11 protein-coding genes are annotated in these 9,323 nt (G+C 68.7%); 8 read left to right on the top strand and 3 right to left on the bottom strand.

Annotated features, from left to right (window positions below):
* Positions 1–25 precede the first annotated feature (25 nt).
* From RMP08_RS07170 to mazG, 8 genes are all read left to right on the top strand, one after another.
* Positions 26–1,201, top strand: coding sequence for a D-alanyl-D-alanine carboxypeptidase family protein (locus RMP08_RS07170; protein ID WP_310468307.1), 1,176 nt, complete (start codon positions 26–28; stop codon positions 1,199–1,201).
* Positions 1,198–1,824 (top strand): dTMP kinase, encoded by a 627-nt coding sequence (gene tmk, locus RMP08_RS07175; protein WP_310468308.1) that lies wholly within the window; start codon positions 1,198–1,200, stop codon positions 1,822–1,824. The genes RMP08_RS07170 and tmk overlap by 4 nt, the downstream gene beginning before the upstream one ends.
* Positions 1,821–2,792 carry a DNA polymerase III subunit delta' gene (locus RMP08_RS07180; RefSeq protein ID WP_310468309.1) on the top strand — a complete coding sequence of 324 codons (972 nt, stop codon included), beginning with the start codon at positions 1,821–1,823 and terminating at the stop codon, positions 2,790–2,792. Before tmk ends, RMP08_RS07180 begins: the two co-directional genes overlap by 4 nt.
* A gap of 47 nt (positions 2,793–2,839) precedes the next feature.
* A complete protein-coding gene (gene metG / locus RMP08_RS07185) occupies positions 2,840–4,351 on the top strand; it encodes a methionine--tRNA ligase (RefSeq protein WP_310468320.1) in 1,512 nt (503 codons plus the stop codon).
* Positions 4,348–5,127, top strand: coding sequence for a TatD family hydrolase (locus tag RMP08_RS07190; RefSeq protein WP_310468310.1), 780 nt, complete (start codon positions 4,348–4,350; stop codon positions 5,125–5,127). The genes metG and RMP08_RS07190 overlap by 4 nt, the downstream gene beginning before the upstream one ends.
* Positions 5,124–5,891, top strand: coding sequence for an MBL fold metallo-hydrolase (locus tag RMP08_RS07195; RefSeq protein ID WP_310468311.1), 768 nt, complete (start codon positions 5,124–5,126; stop codon positions 5,889–5,891). Before RMP08_RS07190 ends, RMP08_RS07195 begins: the two co-directional genes overlap by 4 nt.
* Positions 5,888–6,475 carry a TIGR02281 family clan AA aspartic protease gene (locus RMP08_RS07200; protein ID WP_310468312.1) on the top strand — a complete coding sequence of 196 codons (588 nt, stop codon included), beginning with the start codon at positions 5,888–5,890 and terminating at the stop codon, positions 6,473–6,475. The genes RMP08_RS07195 and RMP08_RS07200 overlap by 4 nt, the downstream gene beginning before the upstream one ends.
* A gap of 118 nt (positions 6,476–6,593) precedes the next feature.
* Positions 6,594–7,331 (top strand): nucleoside triphosphate pyrophosphohydrolase, encoded by a 738-nt coding sequence (gene mazG / locus RMP08_RS07205; RefSeq protein WP_310468313.1) that lies wholly within the window; start codon positions 6,594–6,596, stop codon positions 7,329–7,331.
* Here mazG and hflX read toward each other — a convergent pair.
* From hflX to RMP08_RS07220, 3 genes are all read right to left on the bottom strand, one after another.
* On the bottom strand, positions 7,319–8,626 hold the full coding sequence (hflX, locus tag RMP08_RS07210; protein WP_310468314.1) for a GTPase HflX: 1,308 nt from the start codon (positions 8,624–8,626) through the stop codon (positions 7,319–7,321). The genes mazG and hflX overlap by 13 nt on opposite strands.
* Complete coding sequence (gene hfq / locus RMP08_RS07215) at positions 8,623–9,108, bottom strand: RNA chaperone Hfq (protein ID WP_310468315.1); 486 nt, start codon at positions 9,106–9,108, stop codon at positions 8,623–8,625. Before hfq ends, hflX begins: the two co-directional genes overlap by 4 nt.
* An 11-nt stretch (positions 9,109–9,119) precedes the next feature.
* On the bottom strand, positions 9,120–9,323 hold a 204-nt coding region (locus RMP08_RS07220), incomplete at its 5' end, for a helix-turn-helix domain-containing protein (protein WP_310468316.1).

Raw genomic sequence — 9,323 nt, forward strand, 5'->3', positions numbered from 1 at the left:
CCAACACGAGGATTGCCGCCAACCCATGACCCGCGCTTTGCTGCTCGCCGCCACCGCGGCCGTGACCCTGACCACCGCCGCCCCGGCCAAGGCGCCATTGTTCGAGACCCCCGCGCCGATCGCCTATCTCTACGACCTGTCGGCGGGGGCCGAGCTGTTCGCCAAGAACGCCGACCAGCGCATCCCGCCGGCGTCGATGGCCAAGATGATGACCACCGAGGTCGCGTTCGAGCTGATCGACAGCGGGAAACTGGCGCTGAGCAAGACCTGCACGGTGCGGCCCGAGACGTGGCGCGCGTGGCACGGCCCGCAGGCCGGATCGACCATGTTCCTCAGCGTCAACGAGCAGGTCAGCGTGGAGAATTTGCTCCACGGTATCGTCACGCTCAGCGGCAATGACGCCTCGGTGGTGCTGGCCGAGTGCATCGCGGGCACCGAGCAGGCGTTCGCCGAGCAGATGAATGCGCTGGGCAAGACGCTCGGGCTGAAGAACAGCAATTTCGGCAATTCCAACGGCTGGCCCGACGAGGGGCGGACCTACGTCACCGCGCGCGACCTCGCGACGCTGGCGCGGGCGACGATCGAGCGCCACCCCAAGCTTTACAAACAGTTCTACGGGCAGCCGAGCTTCACCTGGGGCAAGACCTTGGGCTCGGGCCAGGCGATCACCCAGGGCAACCGCAACCCGATCCTGGGCAAGGTGCCGGGCGCCGACGGGCTCAAGACCGGCCACACCGACGAGGCCGGCTACGGCTTTACCGGATCGGCCGAACAGAGCGGGCGGCGGCTGGTGATGGTCGTTGCCGGCGCCGACAGCTGGAACCAGCGGATCGAAGAATCGGTGCGGCTGATGAGCTGGGGCTTCGCGGCGTGGACCGCAAAGCCGCTGTTCCAGAAGGGCGCGACGGTCGGCTCGGCGAAAGTGCAGATGGGCGGCGACGATGAAGTCGCGCTGGTGGCGCCGCGCAACCTCGCGGTCGCGTTGCCGGCCGGGTTGGCGGGCTCGACCAAGCTCAAGATCCGCTACCAGGGGCCGGTCCAGGCGCCGATCGCCAAGGGCCAGCATATCGCCGATTTGATCGTGGTGACGGGCGACACCCCGCCGCAGACCATGCCATTGGTCGCCGCCGAGGCGGTGGGCGAGGCCGGTTTCTTCGGGCGGATGTGGATCGGCTTGAAGCAGCTGGTCGGGATGGCGTGAGCGGGCGCGGCAAATTCATCAGCCTCGAAGGCGGGGAGGGGGTTGGCAAGTCGACCCAGGTCAAGGCGCTCGCCGCGGCGCTGCGGCAGCGCGGCATCGCGCTGGTCGAGACGCGCGAGCCGGGGGGCAGCGACGGCGCCGAGAAAATCCGCGAGCTGCTGCTGACCGGGGACGACGGCCGCTGGAGCGCGCGGGCCGAGGCTTTGCTGTTCGCCGCGGCACGCGCCGACCATGCCGAGAAAACCATCCGCCCGGCGATCGAGGCGGGGACCTGGGTGCTGTGCGACCGCTTCGTCGACAGCTCGCTGGCCTATCAGGGCGGCGCGCTCGACCTTGGCATCGCCGAGGTGCGGGCGGTCAATCAATTCGCGATCGGCGAGCTGTTCCCCGACCGCACTTTGGTGCTCGCGCTGGCCGAAGGCGGGGCGCGGGCGCGGGCGCGCGACAATGAGGACAGCGACCGTATCGGCGGGCGGCCCGCGGGCTACCACCAGCGGGTCGACCTCGCTTTTCGCCAGATCGCCGCGGAGGAGCCCGGGCGGGTGCGCATTGTCGATGCCTCGGGGTCGCCGGACGAAGTGACGCGGCGGCTGCTCGACCAGCTCGAGGATCTGCTGCCGTGATTTTGGGGCAGGACAAGGCGCTCGACCAGTTCGAGGCAGCGTGGAGCGCGCGCACGTTGCACCATGCGTGGCTGGTGGCGGGGCCACGCGGGGTGGGCAAGGCGGCGTTCGCGCGGCTCGCGGCGACCCGGGTGCTGGCCGAGGCGGCGGGGCCGGCGATCGAATTGCCGCGGCTGCAGACCCCGCCCGAGCATCCGATGGCGCGGCTGGTCGAGGCCGGCAGCCATCCCGATTTGCGCTGGCTCGAGCGGCTCGAGAATCCCAAGACCGGCGCCCTGGCGCGCAACATCAGTGTCGACCAGGTACGCTCTTTGGGGGAGCTGTTCGGCTCGACGCCGTTCATGTCGGCGTGGCGCGCGGTGATCATCGACGCCGCTGACGACCTCGAGCCGTCGGCCGCCAATGCTTTGCTCAAGATGCTCGAGGAGCCGCCCGCGAACTGCCTGTTCCTGCTCGTCGCGCATGCCCCCGGGCGCCTGCTGCCGACGATCCGCTCGCGCTGCAGAAAGCTTGAGTTTCAAAGGCTTGACGATGACGTCATGGCGTCGATCGTGAGCATCCAGAAGCCCGGGATCGCGGCCGAGGAGCGGGACCGCATCGTCGCCATGGCGGGCGGATCGGCGGGGCGCGCGGCGGCGCTCGCCGACCTCGATCTGGCGCCGCTCGAACAGGCCGCGCTGGCAATCCTGCGCGACGGCGACCCGACCAACGGGCGGCGCGCCGAGCTCGCCGTCGAGCTCGGCCGCAAGGGCGCCGCCGAGCGCTATGCGGCGTTTCTCGAATTGGTCCCGTCGCTGGTGGCGCGGGAAGCGCGCGGGCTCGGCGGGGGGCAGCGCGAGCGCGCGCTCGACGCATATGGCCGGGCACGCGAGCTGACCGCGCTGGCGCCGCGGCTGTCGCTCGACCCGGCGTCGACGGTGTTTCAGATTGGCGGGATCCTCGCCGCGGTGGCCCAGCCGCGCGCTTGAACGCCGCTTCCTTGAAGGCGGCGGCGGGGGAGGCTAGGGCCGCGGCGATGGGCGAGCCGTTCTACATCACCACCGCGATTTCCTACCCCAACGGCGCGCCGCACATCGGCCACGCCTATGAGGCGATCGCGGCCGACGCCATCGCCCGCTTCCAGCGCGCCCAGGGGCGCGACGTGCGGTTCCAGACCGGGACCGACGAGCACGGCCTCAAAATGGCCCAGGCCGCGCGCGCGGACGGCCAGGAGCCGGCCGCCTATGCCGCAAAAATGTCGCAGATGTTCAATGACATGTGCGATGCACTTAATGTCTCGTACGACCGATTCATCCGCACCTCCGAGCCGGCCCATCACCGCGCCAGCCAGGCGATCTGGCAGGCGATGGCGGGCAACGGCGACCTCTACCTCGGGCGCTACGAGGGCTGGTATTCGGTGCGCGACGAGGCGTTCTACGACGACAGCGAGCTGAGCGAAGGGGAGGGCGGGGCAAAGCTGTCGCCGCAGGGGACGCCGGTCGAATGGACCGCGGAGGAAAGCTGGTTCTTCAAGCTGTCGGCCTACCAGCAGCCGTTGCTCGATCATTATGCCGCGAACCCGGAATTCATCCAGCCCGACAGCCGCCGCAACGAGGTGCTGCGCTTCGTCGAGGGAGGTTTGTCCGACCTGTCGATCAGCCGCACCAGCTTTGACTGGGGGGTTAAGGTGCCCGGCAGCCCCGACCATGTGATGTACGTGTGGCTCGATGCGCTTACCAATTACATCACCGGGGTCGGTTTTCCCAACGGCGGCGAGCTGTTCGACCGCTACTGGCCGGCCGATGTCCATCTGATCGGCAAGGACGTGGTGCGCTTTCACGCGGTCTATTGGCCGGCGTTCCTGCTGTCGGCGGGGATCGCGCTGCCGAGGCAGGTCTACGGCCACGGCTTTTTGCTCAGCCGCGGCGAGAAGATGTCCAAGAGCATCGGCAATGTCGTCGATCCGATGGTGCTGGCCGAGCGGTTCGGGGTCGACGCGCTGCGCTATTTCCTGCTGCGCGAGGTGACCTTCGGGCAGGACGGGACGTACAGCGCCGAGGCGATCGTCAACCGCGTCAACGCCGAGCTGGCGAACAGTTTCGGGAATTTGGCCCAGCGCAGCTTGTCGATGGTGTTCAAGAATTTGGGCGGGGTTATTCCGACGGCGGGGGAAGCGGCGGAGGATCGCGCCTTGCTCGCCACCGTCGACCAAGCGTGCGCCGAGGTGGCCGCGCAGTTCGAAAAATTCGCTTTTTCGTTCGGGCTCGAGGCGTGGATGGCGGCGGTGTTCGCGTGCAATGCGTATGTCGATGCGCAGGCGCCGTGGGCGCTGCGCAAGACCGACCCCGGGCGGATGGCGGCGGTGCTGGGGACGCTGGTGACGGCCGTACGGCGGCTGGCCGAGGCGGTGGCGCCAGTGATCCCAGACTCGGCGGCGCGGCTGATTGCGCTGATCGACAGCGGGGAAGGGGGCGTGGCGATCGCCCAGCCAATGCCGCTGTTCCCGCGGCTCGAGCTTGATGCCGACGAGGAAGGCGAGGCGGCATGAGGCTGATCGACAGCCATTGCCACCTCAATTACCCCGGGCTCGCCGAGCGCCAGGGCGAGGTGCTCGATGCGGCGCGGGCGCGCGGGGTGGCGGGGTTCCTCAACATCTCGACCCGCCAGCGCGAGTGGGACGAGGTGATCGCGCTGGCCGATGCCGAGGACGATGTATGGGCCAGCGTCGGGGTTCATCCGCACGAGGCCGATGCGCACCCGGATTTGGGCGCGGCGGCGCTGGTCGAGGGCGCGAAGCATCCCCGCGTGGTGGCGATCGGCGAGTGCGGGCTCGATTATTACTATGACAAATCCGACCGCGCGGCGCAGCGCGAGCGGTTCGAGGCGCATGTCCAGGCGGCGCGGGCGACGGGGCTGCCGTTGATCGTGCATACGCGAGAGGCCGAGGCGGACACGGCGGAGATTCTTTCGCGCGCGGTGGCGGGGGGCGGGGTGAGCGGGGTGCTGCACTGCTTCACCGGCAGCGCCGAGCTGGCCGACAAGGCGCTCGACCTCGGCTTTTTGATCTCGCTGAGCGGGATCGTGACCTTCAAGAATGCGCAGGACTTGCAGGCAATTGCCAAGCGCATCCCGTTGGAATCCTTGTTGGTCGAGACCGACGCGCCGTTCCTCGCGCCGGTCCCGCACCGCGGCAAGACCGGCGAGCCGGCGTTCGTTGCCGACACCGCGGCGTTCGTCGCGAACCTGCGCGGGGAAGCGCTCGAGGCGGTGGCGGAGGCGACCACGCGCAACTTCTTCCGCTTGTTCGCCCGCGCGGCGGGATGAAGGTCCGCATCCTCGGCTGCGGGACGTCGACCGGGGTGCCCAAGATCGGCAACGACTGGGGCAAGTGCGACTCGGACGAGCCGCGCAACCGGCGGCTGCGCTCGTCGATCCTGGTCGAGAGCGCGGGCGAGCGGCTGCTGGTCGATTGCGGGCCCGATTTGCGCGCGCAATTGCTGGGCGCGGACGTGGGGCGGGTCGACGGGGTGCTGATCACCCACGACCATGCCGACCATTGCCACGGGATCGACGATCTGCGGCCGCTGGCGCAGGCGCTGGGCGGGCGGCTGCCGGTTTATGCGCGCGAGGGCGTGCTCGCCGGGCTGCGGGCGCGGTTCGAATATGCATTCGTCCAGGCGGGGATGTACCCGCCGGTGGTCGAGCCGGTGGCGCTCGGGGAGGAGTTGCGCGTGGGCGGGGCGACGGTGCGGTTTGTCGACCAGCCGCACGGCAATATCACCTCGCTTGGGCTGCGCTTCGAGGAGGGCGGCTTTTCGCTCGTCTACGCGATTGATTTCAACGACATGACACCCGACATGGCCGCCTTGTACCAGGGTGCCGACGTGATGATCGCCGATTGCCTGACCCGCCAGCCGCACCCGACCCACGCGCATCTCGATGGCGTGCTGGGCTGGGCGCGTGACCTCAAGGTCGGGCGGCTGTACCTGACCCACATGGGCACCGGACTCGATTATGCGGCGCTGGTGGCCGAACTGCCCGAGTGGGCGGCGCCGGCGCATGACGGGCTGGAGATATGCTCGCCATGACCAACGATCTGATGCTTGGCGGGGTCTATATATTGATGGCGCTGATGCTGGTGGTCGGCTCGCTGATGGCGCGGCGCGAGCCGGCGGCGCGGATGCTGACGATGGCGCTGGCCTGGGTGGCGATCTTCGCCGGCGGGTTCGTATTGTTCACCTTCCGCGATGATTTTTCATACCTTTTCCAGCGGTTGCGGGCGGAAACTACCGGCACGCCGGTGGCCGCGGGCGCCGAATTGCGGATCCCGATGGCGATCGACGGGCATTTCTGGGTCGAGGCCGAGATGAATGGCTCGCCGGTCAAGTTCCTCGTCGACAGCGGCGCGACGGTGACCACGATCGGCCGCGCGACCGCCAACCGCGTCGGCGTGCGCACCGCGGCGACGCCCGACCAGATGGTGCGCACCGGCAACGGGATCGTGCGGATGTCGAGCGGGCGCGCCGAGACGCTGGCGCTGGGCGGTATCGAGCGGCGCGATGTCGCGGTGCATGTCGCCGAAAATGAAAACCTCAACGTGCTGGGGATGAGCTTTCTGTCGTCGCTGACGCGGTGGGGGGTCGAGGGGCGCTGGCTGGTGCTGGTGCCGTGACGATGCCCGATATCCCTGTGCTACTTTACATAATGCATATTATCAGACATCTGGAATTGACTGCGGAAAGGGCCCCCGGGCCCCCCGTCACAGGGCAAACCGCGCTTGAGGCCGTCCGATGAGCCTCGAGCGGCTGGTGGCGATCATGCGGCGGCTGCGCGATCCCGTGAGCGGGTGCGCGTGGGACCGGCAGCAGAGCTTCGCGACGATTGCGCCCTACACCATCGAAGAAGCCTATGAGGTCGCTGACGCCATCCACCGCGGCGACATGGGCGCCCTCGCCGACGAGCTTGGCGACTTGCAATTGCAAGTCGTGTTCCACGCGCAAATGGCGGAGGAATCGGGGCAATTCACCCTCGACCAGGTGCTCGACGGGATTTGCGACAAGCTCGAGCGGCGCCACCCGCACATCTTCGGCGATGCCGCCGAAAGCCCCGGCTGGGAGGCGATCAAGGCCGCCGAGCGGAGCGCCCACCCCGATGACAGCGCGCTCGCCGGCGTCGCGCAGGCTCTGCCCGCGCTCGAGCGCGCGGCCAAGCTCCAGCGCCGCGCCGCGCGCACCGGGTTCGACTGGCCCGACGTGAGCGGCCCGCGGGCCAAGGTCGACGAGGAATTGGCCGAGCTCGACGCCGAGAGCGACCAGGCGCGCCGCGAAGAGGAATTGGGCGACTTGTTGTTCGCGGTGGTCAACCTCGCACGCCATCTGAGCATCGACCCCGAAGAGGCGCTGCGCGGGGCCAACCGCAAGTTCGAGGCGCGCTTCCGGGCAATCGAGACGGCGCCGGGCTTCGAGAACCTGACGCTCGACGAAATGGAAGCTTTGTGGGTCGCAGCGAAAGCGGCTCAGGCCGGCTGAAGCGCCTGGAACCGCGCCCAATCGGCGGGCGACAGCCGCACCGACAAATGAATCTCCCCGTCGCCGAGCTGCTGGTCGAGGACATCGCCGCGCGCGTGGAGCCACGCGATCTGGCTCCCCGCCTTGGTCGGCAGGCTGATGGCGTGGATCGCGGTGCCGTGCTGGAGCCGCTCGGCGACCGCAGTACGCAGTTCGTCGAGCCCCCACCCCGACAGCGCCGAAACCGGCACCACGTCATCGCGCCGCGCCGCCTCGCCGAGCACCGCCTGGCGCTCGTCGCCGGCGAGCAGGTCGAGCTTGTTCCACGCCTCGAGCCGCGGCGGCGCCCCCTCGTCCGCCAGCCCCAGTGACGTCAGCACGTCCTCAACATCGGCCGCCTGCGCATCGTGGTCGGGGTGCGCCATGTCGCGGACGTGGACCAGCAGGTCGGCCGAGGCGACCTCCTCCAGCGTGGCGCGGAACGCGGCCACCAGCTCGGTCGGCAAATCGGACACGAAGCCGACGGTGTCGGACAGGATCGCCTTGTCGAACCCGGGCAGGCGGATTTCGCGCATGGTCGGATCAAGGGTGGCGAACAGCAGGTCTTCCGCGAACACCGCTTCGCCCGTCAAGCGGTTGAATAGAGTAGATTTTCCGGCGTTGGTGTAGCCGACCAGCGCAATCACCGGCCACGGCGCGCGCTGGCGGCGGTCGCGGTGGAGGGTGCGGGTGCGCTTGACCGCTTCGAGCTCGCGCTTGATCTTGGCCATGCGGTCGCGGATCAGGCGGCGGTCGGCCTCGATCTGGGTTTCGCCGGGGCCGCCCAAGAAGCCGAAGCCGCCGCGCTGGCGCTCCAAGTGGGTCCAGCTGCGCACCAGCCGTCCCGCTTGATAATCGAGATGGGCGAGCTCGACCTGCAGCCGCCCTTCGGCGGTCGCCGCGCGCTCGCCGAAGATCTCGAGGATCAGCCCGGTGCGGTCGATCACCTTGGTCTTGGCCTGCTCCTCGAGGTTCTTCTGCTGGACCGGGGTCAGAGCGGCGTCGACGATCAGCAATTTGGCGTCATTGTCGGCCGCCAAAGTGGCGATTTCCTCGACCTGGCCCTTGCCGAGCAGGGTCGCCGGGCGCGGCGAGCGCAGCTTGAACGCGCGGCGCGCGACGACCTCGACCCCGATCGCCGCGGCGAGCCCCGCGGCTTCGTCCAGCCGCGCCTCGGACGAGCGGCGGGCACCGCGCGCGGTGGTTTCCGGCACGATCAGCAGCGCGCGCTCGCCGCGGGCGACGGCGCCGTCGTTGGGAAGGTCGAAGCCGCTCATGCAGCGTCACCCTCCGGCGCATCGTCGCCGTTCAGCTTGAGCGCGTGGGCCGGCTGAAGCGTCGAGATGGCGTGCTTGTAGACCAATTGCCCCTGCCCGCCGCGCTCGAGCAGCAAGGAAAATTGATCGAACCCGGTGACCGCGCCTTCGAGCATCACGCCGTTGACGAGGAAAATAGTCATCGCTGGCGCCTCGCGCGCGGCGGCGGAGAGGAAGATGTCCTGCAAGGCCGGCTTGGCCGCGGTGGCGCGATAATCGGCGCCGTCGAACTCACCCAGCGCATGCGGCATGATGGTCGAGATGGCGTGCTTGTAGACCAATTGCGACACCCCGTCGCGGCGCAGCAGCAGCGAGAAGGAATCGAACCAGGTGATCACCCCCTGCAGCTTGACCCCCTTGACCAGGAAGATCGTCACCGGGGACTTGGCCCGGCGCACGCTGTTGAGGAAATGATCCTGTAAACTGAGCGGTTTGTCCGCCATTCTTTTCCTAATTACTCTTCACCGTCGCGCTTGTCGCCGATGCCGAGCGCCTTCAATTTGCGGTGCAGCGCCGAGCGCTCCATGCCGATGAACGACGCGGTGCGCGAGATGTTGCCCGAAAAGCGGCGGATCTGGATCTTGAGATACTCGCGCTCGAAGCTTTCGCGCGCCTCGCGCAGCGGCGAGCCCATGATCGTCATGGTCGCGCTCGACAG

It is taken from the genome of Sphingomonas sp. (assembly GCF_031426035.1).
GTDB lineage: Bacteria > Pseudomonadota > Alphaproteobacteria > Sphingomonadales > Sphingomonadaceae > Sphingomicrobium.

Coding starts and splice junctions, on each gene's coding strand:
- hfq (WP_310468315.1), bottom strand. CDS start 9,108: ATGGCGGACAAACCGCTCAGTTTACAGGATCATTTCCTCAACAGCGTG.
- RMP08_RS07190 (WP_310468310.1), top strand. CDS start 4,348: ATGAGGCTGATCGACAGCCATTGCCACCTCAATTACCCCGGGCTCGCC.
- RMP08_RS07170 (WP_310468307.1), top strand. CDS start 26: ATGACCCGCGCTTTGCTGCTCGCCGCCACCGCGGCCGTGACCCTGACC.
- RMP08_RS07200 (WP_310468312.1), top strand. CDS start 5,888: ATGACCAACGATCTGATGCTTGGCGGGGTCTATATATTGATGGCGCTG.
- mazG (WP_310468313.1), top strand. CDS start 6,594: ATGAGCCTCGAGCGGCTGGTGGCGATCATGCGGCGGCTGCGCGATCCC.
- hflX (WP_310468314.1), bottom strand. CDS start 8,626: ATGAGCGGCTTCGACCTTCCCAACGACGGCGCCGTCGCCCGCGGCGAG.
- metG (WP_310468320.1), top strand. CDS start 2,840: ATGGGCGAGCCGTTCTACATCACCACCGCGATTTCCTACCCCAACGGC.
- RMP08_RS07195 (WP_310468311.1), top strand. CDS start 5,124: ATGAAGGTCCGCATCCTCGGCTGCGGGACGTCGACCGGGGTGCCCAAG.